Origin of the sequence: Roseateles oligotrophus (assembly GCF_014204525.1) — a bacterium.
Taxonomy (GTDB): Bacteria; Pseudomonadota; Gammaproteobacteria; order Burkholderiales; family Burkholderiaceae_C; genus Paucibacter_A; species Paucibacter_A oligotrophus_A.
The window spans coordinates 101,938-119,522 of sequence record NZ_JACHLP010000001.1; the positions used below are offsets into that span (position 1 = coordinate 101,938).

Genomic DNA, 17,585 nt, shown 5'->3' on the forward strand with positions numbered 1-17,585 from the left:
AATGAATCCGCCGCTGCGCCCCCAAAACGGGGCCGCGGCGGCGGAGTTCGTTGGGCCGAGTTTAGACCAGTTCTGCGTGCAGCTCTTGCAGGGATTGCACCAGCAGGCCGTTTTGATGCTTCATGCCCTCGACCGCGGCCTCGCAGCCGGCCATGGTCGTGTAGTAGGTCACCCGCGCGGCCAGGGCGGCCTGGCGGATATGGCGGCTGTCGGCAATCGCGGTGCGAGTCTCATCCACGGTGGTGAACACCAACTGGATCTCGCCGCCCTTGATCATGTCCACGATATGCGGCCGGCCGTCCTTGACCTTGTTGACCACTCGCACCGGCACGCCGGCCTCGGCCACGGCCGCCGCCGTGCCCTTGGTGGCGACGACGCCAAAGCCCAGGGCATGCAGATCCTTGGCCACGGCCACGGCACGCGCCTTGTCGGCATTTTTCACCGTGATCAAGACATTGCCCTGGCGCGGCAGGCGCGAGCCCGCGCCCAGCTGACTCTTCAACATGGCCTCACCAAAGCTGCGGGCCGCGCCCATCACCTCGCCGGTGGAGCGCATCTCCGGGCTCAGGATGGGGTCCACGCCGGGGAACTTGTTGAAGGGAAAGACGGCTTCCTTGACGCTGAAGTAAGGCGGCACGACCTCAACCGGCACGCGGCCCTGACGGTCCTTCTGATCCTTCAGCTTCTGGCCCGCCATGCAGCGTGCCGCAATCTTGGCCAGTTGCTGGCCGGTCGCCTTGGAGACGAAGGGCACGGTGCGCGAGGCACGCGGATTCACCTCCAGCACATAGACCGTGGCGCCGTCCAGGCCGCCCGTCACGTCGCCCTGGATGGCGAACTGCACATTCATCAAGCCCACCACCTTGAGGGCGCGCGCCATGGCCGCCGTCTGGCGGCGCAGCTCGTCCTGCAGGGCCACCGAGAGGGTGTAGGGCGGCAGCGAGCAGGCCGAGTCACCGGAGTGGATGCCGGCCGCCTCGATATGCTCCATGATGCCGCCTATCATCACATCCACGCCGTCGCTGATGCAGTCGGCATCGACCTCGACGGCGTCTTGCAGGAAGCGATCCAGCAACACCGGCGACTTGTCGGAGACGCGCACGGCTTCGCGCATATAACGCTCCAGATCCTTGTCACCATGGACGATTTCCATCGCCCGGCCGCCCAGCACATAGCTGGGGCGCACGACCAGGGGGTAGCCGATCTCGTTGGCCAGGGCCACGGCCTGCTCTTCGGTACGGGCGGTGCGGTTGGGCGGCTGCTTCAGACCCAGCGTGTGCAGCAATTGCTGGAAGCGCTCGCGGTCCTCGGCCATATCGATGCTGTCGGGCGTGGTGCCGATGATGGGCACGCCGTTGGCTTCCAGATCCAAGGCCAGCTTGAGCGGGGTCTGCCCGCCGTACTGCACGATCACGCCGACGGGCTTTTCCTTCTCGACGATCTCCAGCACGTCTTCCAGCGTCACCGGCTCGAAGTAGAGGCGATCCGAGGTGTCGTAATCGGTCGAAACGGTCTCGGGATTGCAGTTGACCATGATGGTCTCGTAACCGTCTTCGCGCATGGCCAAGGCGGCATGGACGCAGCAGTAGTCGAACTCGATGCCCTGGCCGATGCGGTTGGGGCCACCGCCCAGCACCATGATCTTCTTGTTGCTCGTCGGCTCGGCCTCGCACTCCTCCTCGTAGGTCGAGTACATGTATGCCGTCTCGGTCGAGAACTCGGCCGCGCAGGTATCCACCCGCTTGTAGACCGGGCGCACACCCAGGGCATGGCGGGCGCGGCGCACATCATGCTGATTGCTGTCCAGCAGCTTGCCCAGGCGCTTGTCGGAGAAACCCTTCTTTTTCAGCAAACGCAATTCATCGACTGACAGCGAGGCCAGCGTACGCCCCTTGAGCGATTGCTCGATCTTGATCAGCTGCTCGATCTGCACCAGGAACCAGGGGTCGATGGCCGTCTCTTCGAAGACTTCGTCCATGCTCATGCCGATGCGGAAGGCGTCGCCGACGAAGAGGATGCGCTCGGGGCCGGGCTCGCCGATCTCTTGCACGATTTCTTCGCGGTCCGTGCTGCGCTCGGACAGGCCATCGATGCCGGTCTCCAGGCCGCGCAAGGCCTTCTGGAAGCTCTCCTGGAAAGTGCGGCCCATGGCCATCACCTCGCCCACCGACTTCATCTGCGTGGTCAGACGCGAATCAGCCATGGGGAATTTTTCGAAGGCAAAGCGCGGGATCTTGGTGACCACGTAGTCAATGCTGGGCTCGAAGGACGCCGGGGTCACGCCGCCGGTGATGTCGTTGCGCAATTCGTCCAGGGTGTAGCCCACGGCCAGCTTGGCGGCGATCTTGGCGATGGGGAAGCCCGTGGCCTTGGAGGCCAGGGCCGAGGAACGCGAGACGCGCGGATTCATCTCGATCACGGTCATGCGGCCGTTTTTCGGGTTGATCGAGAACTGCACGTTCGAGCCGCCCGTGTCCACGCCGATCTCGCGCAGGATGGCGATGGAGGCATTGCGCAGCAGCTGGTATTCCTTGTCGCTCAGGGTCTGGGCCGGGGCCACGGTGATGGAGTCACCGGTGTGCACACCCATGGGGTCCAGGTTCTCGATGGAGCAGACGATGATGCAGTTGTCCTTGCTGTCACGCACGACCTCCATCTCGTACTCTTTCCAACCGATCAGCGACTCTTCGATCAGCAGCTCGTTGGTGGGCGAGAGGTCCAGGCCGCGCTTGCAGATTTCCTCGAATTCCTCGGGGTTATAGGCAATGCCGCCGCCGGTGCCGCCCAGCGTGAAACTGGGACGGATGACCATGGGGAAGCCGGTGCCGCCGATCTCGTCCTTGATGCGCTTTTGCACCGCCAACGCTTCTTCCATCGAGTGAGCGATGCCGGACTTGGCGGACTCCAGACCGATCTTGGTCATGGCATCCTTGAACTTGAGGCGGTCCTCGGCCTTCTCGATGGCCTTCTCGTTGGCGCCAATCATTTCGACGCCGTACTTGGCCAGCACGCCATGCTTGTGCAGGTCCAGGGCGCAGTTCAGCGCGGTCTGGCCGCCCATGGTGGGCAGCACGGCATCGGGCCGCTCCTTGGCAATGATCTTCTCGACCACCTGCCAGGTGATGGGCTCGATATAGGTCACGTCCGCCGTATCGGGGTCGGTCATGATGGTGGCAGGGTTGCTGTTCACCAGAATGACTTTGTAACCCTCTTCGCGCAAAGCCTTGCAGGCCTGGGCGCCGGAGTAGTCGAACTCGCAGGCCTGGCCAATGATGATGGGGCCGGCGCCGATGATGAGGATGCTCTTGATGTCTGTACGTTTTGCCATTTAGTTTTACTCCATCAAGCCTTCGCCATCAGTGCGATGAAACGATCAAACAAATACGAAATATCGTGCGGGCCGGGGCTGGCCTCGGGGTGACCCTGGAAGCAGAAGGCCGGCTTGTCGGTACGGGCCAAGCCTTGCAGCGTGCCGTCGAACAAGCTGATGTGGGTGGCGCGCAGATGGGCGGGCAGGCCCTCGGCCACCACCGCAAAACCGTGGTTTTGGCTGGTGATGGAGACGCGGCCGCTGTCCAGGTCCTTGACCGGGTGATTGGCACCGTGGTGGCCGAACTTCATCTTGAAGGTCTTGGCCCCCGAGGCCAGGGCCATGATTTGATGGCCCAGGCAGATGCCGAAAGTGGGGATACCAGCCTCGATCAGCTCGGCCGCGGCCTTGATGGCGTAGTCGCAGGGCTGCGGATCGCCGGGGCCATTGGACAGGAAGACGCCATCCGGCTCCAGATCGAACACGGCGGAAGCGGGCGTCTTGGCCGGCACCACGGTGATCTTGCAGCCGCGCGAAGCCAGCATGCGCAGGATATTGCTCTTGACTCCGAAGTCGTAGGCCACCACATGGAAGCGCGCCTGGGTCTGCTGGCCGTAGCCCTTGCCCAGGGTCCACTCGGTCTCGGTCCAGGCATGCGAGGCTTCAGTCGTGACGACCTGGGCCAGATCCAACCCGGCCATGCTGGGCGCGGCCTGGGCCTTGGCAATCGCCTCGGCGACCAGGGCGTCGGTGATGGCCACGCCCAGGGGCAAGGCCATGATGCAGCCGTTTTGCGCACCGCTCGTGCGCAGCACGCGGGTCAGGCGGCGGGTGTCGATATCGGCGATGGCGACGGTGCCTTCATCCACCAGATACTGCGCGAGGCTGCGCGTCTTGCGGAAGTTGGAATCGAGCAGAGGCAGCTCTTTGACAATCAAGCCAGCGGCATGGATCTTCGAAGCCTCGACATCCTCATCGTTGACGCCGTAGTTGCCGATATGCGGATACGTGAGGGTCACGATCTGCCGGCAGTAGCTCGGGTCAGTGAGAATTTCCTGGTAGCCGGTCATGGCGGTGTTGAACACCACCTCACCGACCGTGTGGCCGGCAGCTCCAATGGAGATGCCTTTGAAGACCGTGCCGTCTGCCAGGGCGAGAATCGCGAGAGGGGAATGGAGCAGATCGGGCAGCACGGGGAACTCCGTTATAGTGCGCGCGCCCAGCTCTACTCGGGCTCCAGCACGATTTCGGTGTCGAAATCCGCTGGATGCATTGAGTTCGGTGGTGAGACCGGATCTGAGGCCTGGACTCCTGCCTGAGCAAAAGCCCTCGCCCTCACCGGTGATGAAACTGTTACGAGTTTCGCTGGGGTAGCGGTAGGTTGCGGGTAAACCTGCTAAGTATACCCGACCAGGGTTATCACCAGGCGCTAGCAGGAAAAATTGACGGGCTTGTGTCAGCTCAGACGCCGCGTCAGGCCCGACTCAAGACGAAGACAGATACCCCAAAACCTCTGCCCGCCCCGCCAAACTCAAACCAGGGCCGCGATGCCCGCGCGTGCGATCTGCGCATCCTCCGTCGACTTGACGCCGCTGACGCCCACCGCACCCACGCAGAAGCCATTCACCACAATCGGCACGCCGCCTTCCAGCATGCCACTCAGGCCGGGCGCACTCAGGAAAGAAACCCGTCCCTGGTTGATGATGTCCTCATAGACCTTGGACTCGCGACGCCCCAGGGCCGCCGTATGCGCCTTGGCCGGGGCGATCTGGGCCGAGATAGCGGCCGCGCCGTCCAGGCGCTGCAGCCACAGCAGATGGCCGCCATCGTCGACGATGGCGATGCTCACGGCCCAGTGATGGGCCTGCGCCTCGGCCTCGGCGGCGGCGGCAATCGCTTTCACATCGTTCAGGCTGAGGTAGGGCTTTTGATTCATGGTGATGGCTTGAAAATTGAGGTTGAGGCCGCACTTTAGCTGGGGCAGGCATAGCTCGACCCATTCGCGCCGCGACCAAGGCCGCCAAACCGGCTACAGTCCGGAGCAGGCGCCGCCAAGCCCTGACCCATGGGTGGTCCGGCCCTGGCGCCTTGAAACCATTCCCGGAGGACTGTGATGAACGAAACCCTACAAACCCAATACGGCAGCGCCGGCGGTGGCCTGGCCATCGAACGCCAACGCGTGCTGCGCAATACCTACTGGCTGCTGGCCCTGTCCATGGTGCCCACGGTGCTGGGCGCCTGGGTGGGCGTGAGCACGGGCTTTATGGCCGCCATGGGCTCGGGCATGAGCATGCTGGTGTTCTTCGCCGGCGCCTTCGGCCTGATGTTCCTGGTCGAGAAGACCAAGAACAGCAGCGCCGGCGTGTTCTCCCTGCTGGCCTTCACCTTCTTCATGGGCCTGATGCTGTCCCGCCTGCTGGCCGGCATCCTGGGCTTCAAGAACGGCAGCAGCCTGATCATGATGGCTTTTGGCGGCACCGGCGCCATCTTCTTCGCCATGGCCTCGCTGGCCACCGTGATCAAGCGCGACCTCTCGTCCATGGGCAAGTTCCTGTTCGTCGGCGCCATCATCCTGCTGGTGGCGAGCCTGGTGAACATCTTCCTGCAGTCCTCGGCCCTGATGCTGACCATGCTGGTGCTGTCCATGGCCGTGTTCTCGGCCTTCATGCTCTACGACATCAAGCGCGTGATCGACGGCGGCGAGACCAATTACATCTCCGCCACCCTGGCCATCTATCTGGACATCTACAACGTGTTCCAGAGCCTGCTGTCCCTGCTGGGCATCTTCGGCGGCGAGCGCGACTGATAACGCTAATGCTCAAACAAAACGGGAGCCGCGGCTCCCGTTTTTCATGCCTTCTCAAACACCGCAATACTCTCCACATGCGAGGTATGCGGGAACATATTCACCGCGCTGGCCGCCGTACAGCGGTAACCGGCCAGATTGACCAGCAGGCCCGCATCACGCGCCAGCGTGGAGGGATTGCAGCTCACGTAGACGATGCGTTTGGGCGGCTGCCAGCCCGGCGCCAGGCTGGGATCCTGGGCAATGTCGGCCACGGCCTTGGCCAAAGCAAAAGCGCCATCGCGCGGCGGATCGACCAGCCACTTGTCCGCCACACCATCCGCAGCCAGCAAGGCCGGCGTCATCTCAAAAAGATTGCGAGCCTCGAACCGCGTCTTCTCGGCCAAGCCATTGCCGCGGGCGTTCTCGCGCGAACGCTGCACCAGCGTCTCGCTGCCCTCAATGCCAAGGACCTCCCGGGCCCTGGTCGCCAAAGGCAGGGTGAAATTGCCGAGGCCGCAGAACCAGTCGATCACCCGCTCGTCCGGCTGCACGTCCAGCAAGCGCAGGGCACGCCCCACCAGCACGGCATTGATATGCGGATTGACCTGGGTGAAGTCGGTGGGCTTGAAAGGCATCACCACCCCGAACTCGGGCAGGCTGTAAGACAGCTGGACGCCGCCTTCATCCAGCAGATGCACGGTATCCGGCCCCTTGGGCTGCAACCACCACTGCACATCATGTTCGGCAGCAAAAGCGCGCAGCTTGGCCCTGTCACCCTCAGGCAAGGGATTGAGATTGCGCAGCACCAGGGCAATGACGGCATCGCCCATGGCCAACTCGATTTGCGGCAGGCGGTCGCGCTCTTCCATGCTGGCGATCAAGGCGCGCAGAGGCATCAGCAAATCGCTGACTCGCTGCGGCACGACCCTACAGACCTGCATATCGGCCACATAGCGACTCTTGCGCTCGTGAAAACCGATCAGCACCTGCTCTTTTTTTAGCACATAGCGCACCGAGAAACGAGCCCGGTAGCGATAGCCCCAGGTCGGGCCCTCGATAGGGCGCAGCAGCGTTTCCGGCTTGACCTTGCCCAGATGCCAGAGATTGTCCTCCACCACCCGCTGCTTCACCGCCACCTGGGCCGAGGCATGCAGATGCTGCATCTTGCAGCCTCCGCAGGCACCACCATGCAGGCCGAAATGCGGGCAGCCAGGCGTGACGCGCTGCGAACTCTCCTTGCGCAAGGCCGTCAGCGTGCCCTGCTCCCAGTTGTTCTTTTTGCGACCGACGCTGACCTGCACCTCTTCACCGGGCAATGCACCCTCGATGAAAACGACCTTGCCATCCTCTTTATGGGCCACGCCCTGGGCATCCAGGTCCAGGGATTCGACCTTGAGCCATTCTGAATCTTGAATCATGGGCGCGATTATCCCAGCCTGGCGCAACAGGCCGGAACAACAGCCGGGCCGAGGCACTAAAAAATCGAGTCGCGATCGATGCCGTGGCGCATCATATTGCGCTTGAGCTTGGCCAAGGCCTCGATCTGGATCTGCCGAATACGCTCCCGCGTCAGCCTCAGGCGTTGCGCCAAAATGTCCAGGGTTTCGGGCTCCCGGTCAGCCAGGCCAAAACGCCCCGCCAGCACCTCGCGCTCGCGCTCGTTCAAGGCCGCCAAGCCGTGGGAAATCAAAGTCTCAAGCTCATGGCTCAAACGCAGACCCATGGGATCGACGGCCTGCTCGTCGGCCACCAAATCCAGCATGGATTCGCCGCCTTCGCCATTGCGATCCACCGGCGAATCGAGTGAACTGGGCAACTCGGCATAGGCCAGCAATTCGGCCACCTCGGAGACCGGCCGGCCCAGCGCAGCGGCAAGCTCATCCACCCTCACCTTGGCCTCGATCCCACGCTGGCTTTGCACCGCCTCCAGCGCCCGCCGTGCCTTGATGACCTGATTGAGTTCGCGCACGATGTGCACCGGCAGGCGCACCAGGCGCGCTTGATGCATCAAGGCGCTCTCAATGCTCTGGCGAATCCACCAACTGGAATAGGTCGAGAAACGGAAGCCCCGTTCGGGCTCGAATTTGCCGATGGCATGCATCAGGCCCAAATTGCCTTCTTCGATGAGATCACTCATCGGCAGGCCACGCCCCAAATAGTTCTTGGCGATGCTCACCACCAGGCGCAGATTGTGGCGAATCATGGCCTGCCGGGCCGGAAAATCGCCCGCCCGCGCCGCGACCGCCGTTTCGTACTCGGCCTGAGGGCTGAGCAAGGGGGTGCGCCGGATATCGCGCAGATAAGCCTGCAAGGCATTGCCTGGGTCGACCTCGGCTTCGGCGATGCTCTCGCCGGCGTTGGCGACACCGGCCGCCGACACAAAACCTGCCTGATTGCCCTGGCCCGCTTCGCCCTCCCTCGCCGACTCGCCCAGCAAGTCCTGCAGTGCAAGGCCAGCAGCGACCGGGTTCAGCCCCGCCAATTCTGGGAGAGGGCCTTCAGCATGTTTCATGACGAAGGCCCCCGGTCCGGCTCAGCCCTTCAACGAGCCGGCAGAAGCTTGGCCGGATCCATGAGCTTGGTCTGCCGGCGAATCTCGAAGTGAAGCTTGACTTGATCTGCATCGCTAGACCCCATCTCCGCTATCTTCTGACCCTTGCGAACCACCTGGTCTTCTTTGACCAGCAGGGCCTGGTTGTGCGCGTATGCGCTGATATAGCCTGCGTTGTGCTTGATGATGACCATATGGCCGTATCCGCGCAAGCCCGAACCAGCATACATGACCCGCCCATCCGCTGCGGCCAAGACCGGGTCGCCGGCCTTGCCACTGAAGTCGAGACCCTTGTTATTGCGAGCCTCATCGAAGCTGCCAATCAAGGCGCCGCTGGTCGGCCAGGCCCAGCTGATGTCGTCATCATCGGTACGCGCTGCCGCCGCACTCGCCGCGGTCGAACCTGAGGCTGCCGAGGCCGCTGCCGTGCTGCTCGCGGGCGCCGAGGCTGCGGGCGCCTTGCCATCCAGTGGACGGGACTCCACCTTGGCCGAGTTGATCGGGCGCGCGCTGACAGACGCCGCATCGACACCGGGCGGCACCACACGCAAGACCTGACCCACCTCGATCACATTGGGGTTGTCCAGGCCGTTCCACTTGACCAGATCACGCCAGCCCTGGCCGTTCTCCAGCGCCACGCGGATCAAGGTATCCCCCGGTTTGACAGTGTAATAGCCCGGCTTGCCAGCGTTCTCCGCACCGGGCAGAGGCTTGGCCTCGGCACTGCTTGAACTGGCCGTGCTGCCGGATGGTGGAGCGCCCGTTGGCTTGCTGGGTTTGACCGCCGTGCGGTCCTCAACCGGCGCATGGTTCAAGCTGGTACCGCAACCCGACAACAGGGCGACCAGTCCAGCGACAAGCAGTGCTGAGGAAAAGCGATTGGGTTTCTTTTGCATGCGTAGCTTTTGCTGACTTGTACGGAAATTCACGAGCGCCCGGGCTGGCCACCAGGCCTCGCCCAAAGAGCAGCGCACATCGCGCTGCCGGCCAGAGAAGGAAGCCCCGGGGCCTCGTCGATCTATAACACGCCCGATTTTAGAGGCACGAAATGCACGGCCTCATATTCGCTGCGAACATAGCGGCTGATGCCGACCTCGACCAGATGATCCACCAGCACCAGGATCTGCCCGCGCCCACCGGGCGCGACCATGGGCGCCACCAGGCGACCACCGGGCGCCAGCTGGGCCAGCCAGGCGGCCGGCAAATCCTCGCCGCCGGCGGCGGCAATGATGGACTCATAGGGCGCCGATCCAGCATGCCCCAGGCGACCATCGCCATGGATCAAACGGATCTGACTCAGCTGCAAGGACTGTAAATTGCTGAGCGCCTTGTCATGCAAAGGCTTGAGCCGCTCAATTGAAACCACTTGTTTCGCCAGGCGCGAGAGCACGGCCGCCTGATAACCGCAGCCGGTGCCGATTTCCAGCACCCGACCCAGATGGCCCTGCTGCTGCGCGGCCGCCCCGCCCATCAGCATGGCGATCATGCGCCCCACCACCGAGGGCTTGGAGATGGTCTGCCCGTGGCCAATCGGCAGGCTGGTGTCCTCGTAAGCCTGGATCGCCAGGGCACTGTCGACAAACTCATGCCGAGGCACCTCGGCCAAGGCCTGCAGGACACGCTCGTCCTGCAAACCCGTCTGCTTGAGCCGCTGCACCATGCGGTGGCGCACATGGATAGAGTCCAGCCCCAAACCGCTGGGGGCCATGCGACGGGCCGCATCCGCGGCCGCCTCGCGCAGATGCCGCTGCGGCATCAAGACCTCGCGCGTCGCCACGGTGGACTTGCCGGCAGACAAGACACCGGAGCTGCTCGCACCTGCGGCGCTGAAACCGGCGGCAACCCCCTGCCCGGCCAAGCCGGACGCCCCAGCGCCCGATGCACTAAAGCCATTGCCCGCGCTGGGCGAGCCCAGCTTGTTGAGCGACAGTGGAAAGCGCTGCGGCCGATTGCTCGGTTTGTTCATGCGCGGCTGCCAAAACGCAGCGCCCAGGCGGGCAGCGCTGCATGATGGGTCAGATCGACCTGCAAGGGGGTGATGGAGATTTCGCCCGCAGCGGTGGCATGAAAGTCCGTGCCCTCCCCCGCCTCCCGCGCATCGCCCGCCGGACCGATCCAGTAAATCGTTTCGCCGCGCGGGCTTTGCTGGCGGATGACGGGCTCGCTGGCATGGCGCCGACCCAGACGGGTCACGCGGCGCGGCAGGCTCAAGGCATCGGCACGATTCGGGATATTGACGTTCAGCAGGAACGGCTTGTCCAGCCCGCCAGCGATCACCTGTTCGATCAACTGCCTCGCCAGCGCCGCTGCCGCATCGAGCTCGCCCCAACCCTTCTCGACCTGCGAGAACGCGATGGAGGGAATGCCAAAAAGATAACCCTCAGTCGCGGCGGCAACCGTACCGGAATACAAGGTGTCGTCGCCCATATTGGCGCCGTTATTGATGCCAGACAGCACCAGATCGGGCTTGTACCCAAGCAAGCCGGTCAGGGCCACATGGACCGAGTCCGACGGCGTGCCGTTGACGTAACGAAAACCATTGGCCGCCGTGTAAACCGACAGTGGTCGCCCCAGCGTCAATGAATTGGAAGTCCCGCTGGCGTTTTGCTCAGGGGCAATCACCTCGATCTGCCCCAAACCTTCACAAGCCTTCACCAGAGCGTGCAGCCCTGGCGCGAGGTAGCCATCGTCGTTCGCTATGAGTATGCGCATGGCGCGCATTGTAGGCATCTCGTCACCTGTGCGACCCGCAATCCGGCAGGCGCTCCCTATCATCCGCGCCACGCTTGCTGGAAACCTCAGCGGAGCGCTAATGGACGAATCGGAGAGTCGCGATGAAAGCTTGGTTGTGCGAGAACCCCATTGGCCCCGAGGGCTTGACCCTGCGGGAGCAGCTCATCCCCGAACCCCAGGCCGGTGAGATCCGCGTGGCCATCAAGGCAGCCAGTCTCAACTTCCCCGACCTGCTGATCATCCAGAACAAATACCAGCTGAAACCGCCCCTGCCCTTTGTGCCCGGCGCCGAGTTCGCCGGCGTCGTGGAGGCTCTTGGGGAGGGGGCAGAAGGCTTCAAAGTCGGCGATGCGGTCGCCGCCTTCTCTGGCACCGGTGGTTTTGCCAGTCATGCCTGCATTCCTGCGGGCCTGGCCCTGCCCCTGCCGCAAAGCATGGGCTTTGAGGAAGCCGCCGCCTTCATCTGCACCTATGCCACCAGCTATCACGCCCTGATGGATCGCGCGGCGCTGCGGCCAGGCGAGACCGTCTTGATCCTGGGAGCGGCCGGCGGCGTGGGGACGGCCGCCATCCAGATCGCCAAGGCCGCCGGCGCCCGAGTGATCGCCGCCACATCCAGTGACGAGAAATGCGCGCGCTGCCTCGAACTGGGCGCCGACGCCACGATCAACTACGGCAAAACCCATCTGCGTGAGGAACTCAAGACCCTGACCGAAGGCCGCGGCCCGGACGTCATCTACGACCCGGTGGGCGGCGACTTGGTCGAGCCCGCCTTCCGCTCCATCGCCTGGCGTGGGCGCTATCTGGTTGTGGGTTTTGCCCAGGGGCAAATCCCGTCCCTGCCCATCAATCTGGCCTTGTTGAAGGGCGCATCCTTGCTGGGCGTGTTCTGGGGCGAGTTCGCCAAGCGCGAGCCCAAGGCCAATGCAGAAATGCTGGGGCGATTAGCGCACTGGCATGCGATAGGGAAAATCAAGCCCGTGCTGGACGCCGTGATGCCGCTGGAACAACTACCCCAGGCGTTTGCCCGGATGGCAAGCCGCCAAGTGATCGGCAAGATTGTCCTGCGCTGCGACTGAGGCTTGCAGCCCAGGCGAGGCCGCTAGACAACATCTCAAGGCGGCAGCAGACTTGAACTCGAGCACTGTGCGCTATCCGTGCTTTGTGAGATACGATGAAAGCTGTCCGGAACTATTCGCTATGGCCGTCAAAGTACTCATCATTGAAGACAATCCGGTTGCCCGAAGCTTTTTGTGCCGCGTGGTGCGAGAGAGTTTCAGCGATCCCATGGAAATTACCGAAGCGGGTGATCTCGAAGGCGCACGCCGCCAAGTCGCCAAGTTGGCCGAATCCAGCCCCGACCTTGGTTTCAAACTGGTGCTCGTCGACCTGGAGTTGCCCGATGGCAATGGCATGGAGTTTCTGGCCGAGTTTGCCGCCACCCCGGCGCTGAAAATCGTCACCACGCTTTACTCTGACGACGACCACCTCTTCCCCGCCCTGCAATGCGGCGCCGACGGCTATCTGCTGAAGGAGGACCGCTTCGAGGTCCTGGTCGAGGAATTGCAGCGTATCGTGCGCGGCCAACCGCCTTTGTCGCCCGCCATCGCTCGCCGCCTGCTGTCCCACTTCCGCCCCGCTGCCGGTGGCGACAGCGGCCCAATGGCGCTGAACTCCGGCTTTGGCAACCTCTCGTCCAGCGCCCCTATCAACAGCGGCCGCGGCGTCGTGCTGGACCCGCCACCGGAATGGGAGCGCCTGACGCCGCGCGAAAGCGAAGTGCTGACCTATCTCAGCAAGGGCTTCACAATCAAAGAAATCGCCAATCTGATGGGCATCAAGTGGTTCACCGTGAACGACCACATCAAGTCCATCTACAAGAAACTCAATGTCTCCAGCCGTGCCGAAGCGGCGGTGCTGGCCAGCAAGCAAGGCTTGGTCTAGAAGACCTGCTCCAAAACAAAAAAGGCCCGAATCAATTCGGGCCTTTTTCATAAGCAAACCAAACACGGCATGCAAACTCAATATGGATTGCACAAAGCAAAACAGGCACCCGAAGGTGCCTGTTTCTTTTTTCTGGGGTGGCTGATGGGGCTCGAACCCACGACAAACGGAATCACAATCCGTGACTCTACCAACTGAGCTACAGCCACCGTAGAGACTCTCATTATAATACGTTTTTCAACGCCTCTGAGAGTTTTTCAAAAAAACTTCATTGAAATTTTCTTGACCGGGAAATCTTTGCTTTCAGCGCTTGGCACCGAATATCAATCCCCCGAAGCCAGCTAGTATAACACCAATTTAGGGTGCTGGGGAAGATGCTACAGCAGAAGGCGCCTTCATCACAACTTTGAAGCGTGTCTTCAGCGCATTGGCATAGGCCTGAGCTTCGGCAGCCGTCCAGGCCTGGGCATATTGCTGGGCGGCACGCTTGGCATCGACCACGGCAGGATCGCGATCCTGGAGCTTGACCAAGCGCGCCACGACGTAGGCGCCCTCACCTGTCTCCACGCCGATGAAGCCGGGCAACTTGCTGGCGTCGGCCGCCAGCACCGCTTCCAAGACCTTGCGCGACAGACCTTGCGGCTGAGCACGCGACACCAGCACGGGCGCCGACAAGCCACTGGCATCGCCGCCTTTTTGCAGGGCAGCCAGGCGGGCCTGGCCTGCCTTCACGGCCTCGGCCATGGCCAGCTTGGCCAGCACCTGATTGCGGACCTGACTCTTCACCTCGGCCAAGGGCTGCATCTGAGCCGGCTTGTGCAGGACCACATGAGCCGCCGTCATCTGATTGGGCGCGGTTTCCAGCGCTTCGGTATTGCGCTTGTTGCGCAAGGCATCGTTGCCGAACACGGCTTCCAGCAACTTGGTCGAGGCCAGGGGGCCGGTCGCACCGGGCGCAGGCGTGCGCTGCACGGTGGCCGTGGCGATGCTCAGCTTGAGCTTGTCGGCGGCGGGCTGCAGGCCATCGGCCTGTTCGTAGACCAGATTGCTGAATTGCTCGGCCGCTTCCGAATAACGCTTCTGCGCCAGTTGCTTGCGCACCTCGGCTTCGACCTCCGCGTGGACGGACTCAAAGCTCTTCTTCTCGCCACCACGGACACCGGTCAGCTGAATGACATGGTAACCGAAGTCAGACTCCACCGGCAGGCTGACCTCGCCCTTTTTCATCGCGTAGGCCGCGTCTTCAAAAGGCTTGACCATGGCACCGCGGCCAAAGAAGCCCAGGTCGCCGCCGTTGACGGCCGAACCTTCGTCTTGCGAATTCTTGCGTGCCAGCTCGGCAAAAGCCGCGGGATTCTTGCGCGCCTCGGCCGACAACTCTTCGGCGCGTGCCTTGGCCTTGCTGCGCTCTTCCGCGGGCGCACTCTTATCGGCCTTGATCAGGATATGGCTGGCGCGGCGCTCTTCGGCGACAGCGTAACGCGAGGCGTTCTCGTCGTAATACTTGCGCAGCTCTTCTTCATTGACGGTCACACCCGCCTTCAGCGCCTCGATGTCCAGCACCAGATACTGGATCTGGGCCGATTCCGGCAGCTGGAACTGCGCCGCGTGGGCCGGGTCTTTATAAAAAGCCTCGATCTGCGCCTCGGTCGGTTCGATGCGCGCAGCGAAGTCCTTGGCTTCAAAACGCTGCAACTGCACTTCGCGCTGCTGCAGCAAGGCATCGAAGGCCAGCGCGGCATTGGCATTGCTGGCAGGCACCGAGCCAGCCACGCCTGCCGTCACCTGGCGCAGGGTCAGGTCTTGCCGCAGGCGCTCCACAAACATCTGCGAACTCATGCCTTGCGAAGCGATCAAGGCCTTGTTGACCGTGCCGTCGGGATTGCGCAGGAAGGCGAACTGAGGGTCATTCAGGAACAGAGACTGCAGGCGCTCATCGCTGACGACGAAGTGCTCATCCTTCGCCGCAGCCTGCAGAACGCGCTCGCGCACCAGACCTTCCAGGGCTTCGCGCTGAGCTTCGGGCGAATCCAGCAGCTTGGGGTCCAGATTGGGCATCTGCGCGCGCAGGCGTTCGGCCTGCTGACGCTTGGCGTTATCCCACTCGGTTTGTGTGATCTTGTGACCATCGACCGTCGCCACGCTTGCATTGGCGCCGTCCATAAAGCTTGTATAGCCCTGCATGCCCACCAAGGCAAACGAGGGCAGGATCAGGATCAGCAGGATGAACTGAAACAGGCGTGTGTGTTTACGGACGAACTCAAACATCGAAAAACCTCAGACATGCATGCGAATGCGACAAAGGCGAACCGAGGTCCGCCTTTGAATGAGCTGGCATTGTGGTTGATGCCATGCACCAATCGAACTCAATCGAACTTGGTACCGTACTTCCATGGAAATATTTGGTGGGTGCTGACGGGCTCGAACCGCCGACCTGCGCCGTGTAAAGGCGACGCTCTACCAACTGAGCTAAGCACCCGGAAACCCGTAACTATACGGGATTTAGTTGACCGCATCCTTCAATGCCTTGCCAGGACGGAATTTTGGCACCTTGGCGGACTTGATTTTGATGGCGTCGCCGGTGCGCGGATTGCGGCCCGCACGCGCGGCACGCTTGCTGACGCTGAAGGTCCCAAAGCCCACCAGGGACACCGTGCCATTCTTTTTGAGCGTGGTCTTGACCCCGCCGATCAACGCTTCCAGGGCACGTGCCGCCGCCGCCTTGGAGATATCTGCTTGCGTGGCAATGTGATCGATCAGTTCAGACTTATTCACGAAGTTACCTCTCAAAGATGGCTGAGCATGCCGTCCACATCGGGGCGGATGGCAAGAAGCGTGCTGAATTGGAAGCCGACCGAGGCCCAGAACTTGCCGTAGGACAAGCCTGCAAGACGCCCGTAGATGGCTCGGGGAAGCGGATTCTATGCGGATTGGAGAGGCCTGCCTTGCAGGGAAAAGTCCTGATACACAAAGCGCCGGCAGCGACGTTTTTCAGGCCTTGCGCGCATGCATTTTTGGGCCTAACGAGCTCAGGCAAGGCAGAGCACGAGCAGTACGCCTATCGCACTCGCCAACAGGCCCGGCCGCATTGCCAAGCCTGGCGATTGAGCACGCGCCAAGGCTTCAATACCGCAAACCTTGGGTCACTCAACGCGCCTTGGCGCGGATCTCGGGCAAAGCCTTCTGCAGGTAATAGACCATGGACCAGATGGTCAGCACCACGGCCAAATAGATCAACCATGTGCCCCAGACGCGGGTCGAGATGAAACCGAATAGCGGGCCATCAAACAGCAGAAAGGGAATGGCCACCATCTGCACCGTGGTCTTCAGCTTGCCGACCATATGCACGGCCACGCTGCGCGAAGCGCCGATCTGCGCCATCCACTCACGCAGGGCCGAGATGGTGATCTCCCGGCCGATGATGACCAGGGCTACCAAGGCGTCCACGCGCCCCAACTCCAGCAGGATCAGCAGCGCCGCGCAGACCAGAATCTTGTCGGCCACCGGGTCGAGAAAAGCACCAAATGCCGAGGTCTGATTGAGCTTGCGGGCCAGATAGCCATCTAACCAGTCCGTCAAAGCCACCAGCACGAACAAGGCGGTCGCAAACAGGTTTTTGCTGTCGGTGGGCAGATCAAGGTAGTACACCCCAATGATCAAAGGGATGGCGACGATGCGCGCCCAGGTGAAGAGTGTTGGCAGCGTGAAGAACATGTGGCGCATTGTGCACAACAAAAGGACGCGGCCCTGACCGGGTCGCCGCCGTTTGTGGCTTTATTGTTGCAGGGACGGAGAGACTCGCGCCGCCCATCTCAGTCAAGCGTTCTGGGCTTGAAGCGGCGGTCGTCGTTGAACAAAAAGGTCTCGGTGAACTTCCAGGGCTGAGGCATGCGCGAGACATCGCCAAACGGTGCCGCCCGGTGCACCGCGTCGATGGCCATCTGCAAGGTCTCCGGGGCCTGGCCGGGGCGGCGCAGCACATGGACGTTCTTGACCGTGCCATCGCGTCGCAACTCCACCTCCAGCACGGGGATGGCCAGCAAAATATCGGGCACCTGGCCCAGATAGATTTGATCGGGATTGGCGGCCACCAGGCGCTGCGCGGCCTGCCGGCGTAACTCCTCGCCGTTGCGGACGGGTTTGGGCGGCTCCAGCAGCAGCAAAGACTTGGGCTGAGTGCCAGGTGCGGCCGGGGCCTTGCCACGCGCGGCCACGTCAGGGCTGGAGGGGTTTGTTGGCGTAGCCGCGGCACCAGCTAC

General features: G+C 62.5%; 15 protein-coding genes and 2 tRNA genes. 3 read left to right on the forward strand and 14 right to left on the reverse strand.

Going from position 1 to position 17,585, the window contains the following annotated elements; translation table 11 throughout:
* Nucleotides 1–61: 61 nt before the first annotated feature.
* From carB to HNP55_RS00505, 3 genes are all read right to left on the reverse strand, one after another.
* Nucleotides 62–3,328: a carbamoyl-phosphate synthase large subunit gene (carB, locus tag HNP55_RS00495; RefSeq protein ID WP_184294946.1), complete on the reverse strand. Its 3,267-nt coding sequence runs from the start codon at nt 3,326–3,328 to the stop codon at nt 62–64.
* A 14-nt stretch (nt 3,329–3,342) separates the two neighbouring features.
* Complete coding sequence (gene carA, locus HNP55_RS00500) at nt 3,343–4,503, reverse strand: glutamine-hydrolyzing carbamoyl-phosphate synthase small subunit (RefSeq protein WP_184294948.1); 1,161 nt, start codon at nt 4,501–4,503, stop codon at nt 3,343–3,345.
* 338 nt (nt 4,504–4,841) lie between these two features.
* Entirely contained in the window at nt 4,842–5,246 is a 405-nt protein-coding gene (locus HNP55_RS00505) for a GlcG/HbpS family heme-binding protein (protein WP_184294950.1), read from the reverse strand.
* A 177-nt stretch (nt 5,247–5,423) separates the two neighbouring features.
* Between HNP55_RS00505 and HNP55_RS00510 the strand changes: the two genes are divergently transcribed.
* Entirely contained in the window at nt 5,424–6,116 is a 693-nt protein-coding gene (locus tag HNP55_RS00510) for a Bax inhibitor-1/YccA family protein (RefSeq protein ID WP_184294951.1), read from the forward strand.
* Between the two features lie 44 nt (nt 6,117–6,160).
* On the opposite strand, the gene rlmD is transcribed toward HNP55_RS00510, so the two are convergent.
* The 5 genes from rlmD to surE form a co-directional block, all read right to left on the reverse strand.
* Complete coding sequence (gene rlmD / locus HNP55_RS00515) at nt 6,161–7,516, reverse strand: 23S rRNA (uracil(1939)-C(5))-methyltransferase RlmD (protein ID WP_184294953.1); 1,356 nt, start codon at nt 7,514–7,516, stop codon at nt 6,161–6,163.
* 56 nt (nt 7,517–7,572) lie between these two features.
* Nucleotides 7,573–8,580 (reverse strand): RNA polymerase sigma factor RpoS, encoded by a 1,008-nt coding sequence (rpoS, locus tag HNP55_RS00520; protein WP_246448086.1) that lies wholly within the window; start codon nt 8,578–8,580, stop codon nt 7,573–7,575.
* 59 nt (nt 8,581–8,639) lie between these two features.
* Nucleotides 8,640–9,545, reverse strand: coding sequence for a peptidoglycan DD-metalloendopeptidase family protein (locus HNP55_RS00525; RefSeq protein ID WP_184296606.1), 906 nt, complete (start codon nt 9,543–9,545; stop codon nt 8,640–8,642).
* Nucleotides 9,546–9,667: 122 nt separating this feature from the next.
* Nucleotides 9,668–10,405 (reverse strand): protein-L-isoaspartate(D-aspartate) O-methyltransferase, encoded by a 738-nt coding sequence (locus tag HNP55_RS00530; RefSeq protein WP_184296607.1) that lies wholly within the window; start codon nt 10,403–10,405, stop codon nt 9,668–9,670.
* 206 nt (nt 10,406–10,611) lie between these two features.
* Nucleotides 10,612–11,361 (reverse strand): 5'/3'-nucleotidase SurE, encoded by a 750-nt coding sequence (surE, locus tag HNP55_RS00535; RefSeq protein ID WP_184294959.1) that lies wholly within the window; start codon nt 11,359–11,361, stop codon nt 10,612–10,614.
* A gap of 122 nt (nt 11,362–11,483) precedes the next feature.
* On the opposite strand from surE, the gene HNP55_RS00540 reads away from it, so the two are divergent.
* Entirely contained in the window at nt 11,484–12,461 is a 978-nt protein-coding gene (locus HNP55_RS00540) for an NADPH:quinone oxidoreductase family protein (protein WP_184294962.1), read from the forward strand.
* A gap of 121 nt (nt 12,462–12,582) precedes the next feature.
* Nucleotides 12,583–13,326, forward strand: a complete 744-nt coding sequence (locus HNP55_RS00545; protein ID WP_184296609.1) for a response regulator transcription factor — start codon at nt 12,583–12,585, stop codon at nt 13,324–13,326.
* A gap of 133 nt (nt 13,327–13,459) precedes the next feature.
* Here HNP55_RS00545 and HNP55_RS00550 read toward each other — a convergent pair.
* The 6 genes from HNP55_RS00550 to HNP55_RS00575 all read right to left on the reverse strand — a co-directional run bounded on the left by HNP55_RS00550 (nt 13,460) and on the right by HNP55_RS00575 (nt 17,540).
* Nucleotides 13,460–13,535 (reverse strand) — tRNA-His (locus tag HNP55_RS00550).
* Between the two features lie 148 nt (nt 13,536–13,683).
* A complete protein-coding gene (locus HNP55_RS00555) occupies nt 13,684–15,594 on the reverse strand; it encodes a SurA N-terminal domain-containing protein (RefSeq protein ID WP_184294964.1) in 1,911 nt (636 codons plus the stop codon).
* Nucleotides 15,595–15,729: 135 nt separating this feature from the next.
* A tRNA-Val gene (locus HNP55_RS00560) sits at nt 15,730–15,805 on the reverse strand.
* A gap of 23 nt (nt 15,806–15,828) precedes the next feature.
* The gene (locus HNP55_RS00565) at nt 15,829–16,101 is read right to left on the reverse strand and encodes an HU family DNA-binding protein (protein WP_348648657.1); all 273 of its coding nucleotides are present in this window, start codon (nt 16,099–16,101) and stop codon (nt 15,829–15,831) included.
* Nucleotides 16,102–16,473: 372 nt separating this feature from the next.
* Nucleotides 16,474–17,040, reverse strand: a complete 567-nt coding sequence (gene pgsA / locus HNP55_RS00570; RefSeq protein WP_184294969.1) for a CDP-diacylglycerol--glycerol-3-phosphate 3-phosphatidyltransferase — start codon at nt 17,038–17,040, stop codon at nt 16,474–16,476.
* 98 nt (nt 17,041–17,138) lie between these two features.
* Nucleotides 17,139–17,540 (reverse strand): hypothetical protein, encoded by a 402-nt coding sequence (locus HNP55_RS00575; RefSeq protein WP_348648635.1) that lies wholly within the window; start codon nt 17,538–17,540, stop codon nt 17,139–17,141.
* Nucleotides 17,541–17,585 lie beyond the last annotated feature (45 nt).

Coding starts and splice junctions, on each gene's coding strand:
- carB (WP_184294946.1), bottom strand. CDS start 3,328: ATGGCAAAACGTACAGACATCAAGAGCATCCTCATCATCGGCGCCGGC.
- HNP55_RS00505 (WP_184294950.1), bottom strand. CDS start 5,246: ATGAATCAAAAGCCCTACCTCAGCCTGAACGATGTGAAAGCGATTGCC.
- HNP55_RS00510 (WP_184294951.1), top strand. CDS start 5,424: ATGAACGAAACCCTACAAACCCAATACGGCAGCGCCGGCGGTGGCCTG.
- rlmD (WP_184294953.1), bottom strand. CDS start 7,516: ATGATTCAAGATTCAGAATGGCTCAAGGTCGAATCCCTGGACCTGGAT.
- HNP55_RS00525 (WP_184296606.1), bottom strand. CDS start 9,545: ATGCAAAAGAAACCCAATCGCTTTTCCTCAGCACTGCTTGTCGCTGGA.
- HNP55_RS00530 (WP_184296607.1), bottom strand. CDS start 10,405: ATGCCGCAGCGGCATCTGCGCGAGGCGGCCGCGGATGCGGCCCGTCGC.
- surE (WP_184294959.1), bottom strand. CDS start 11,361: ATGCGCATACTCATAGCGAACGACGATGGCTACCTCGCGCCAGGGCTG.
- HNP55_RS00540 (WP_184294962.1), top strand. CDS start 11,484: ATGAAAGCTTGGTTGTGCGAGAACCCCATTGGCCCCGAGGGCTTGACC.
- HNP55_RS00545 (WP_184296609.1), top strand. CDS start 12,583: ATGGCCGTCAAAGTACTCATCATTGAAGACAATCCGGTTGCCCGAAGC.
- HNP55_RS00555 (WP_184294964.1), bottom strand. CDS start 15,594: ATGTTTGAGTTCGTCCGTAAACACACACGCCTGTTTCAGTTCATCCTG.
- pgsA (WP_184294969.1), bottom strand. CDS start 17,040: ATGTTCTTCACGCTGCCAACACTCTTCACCTGGGCGCGCATCGTCGCC.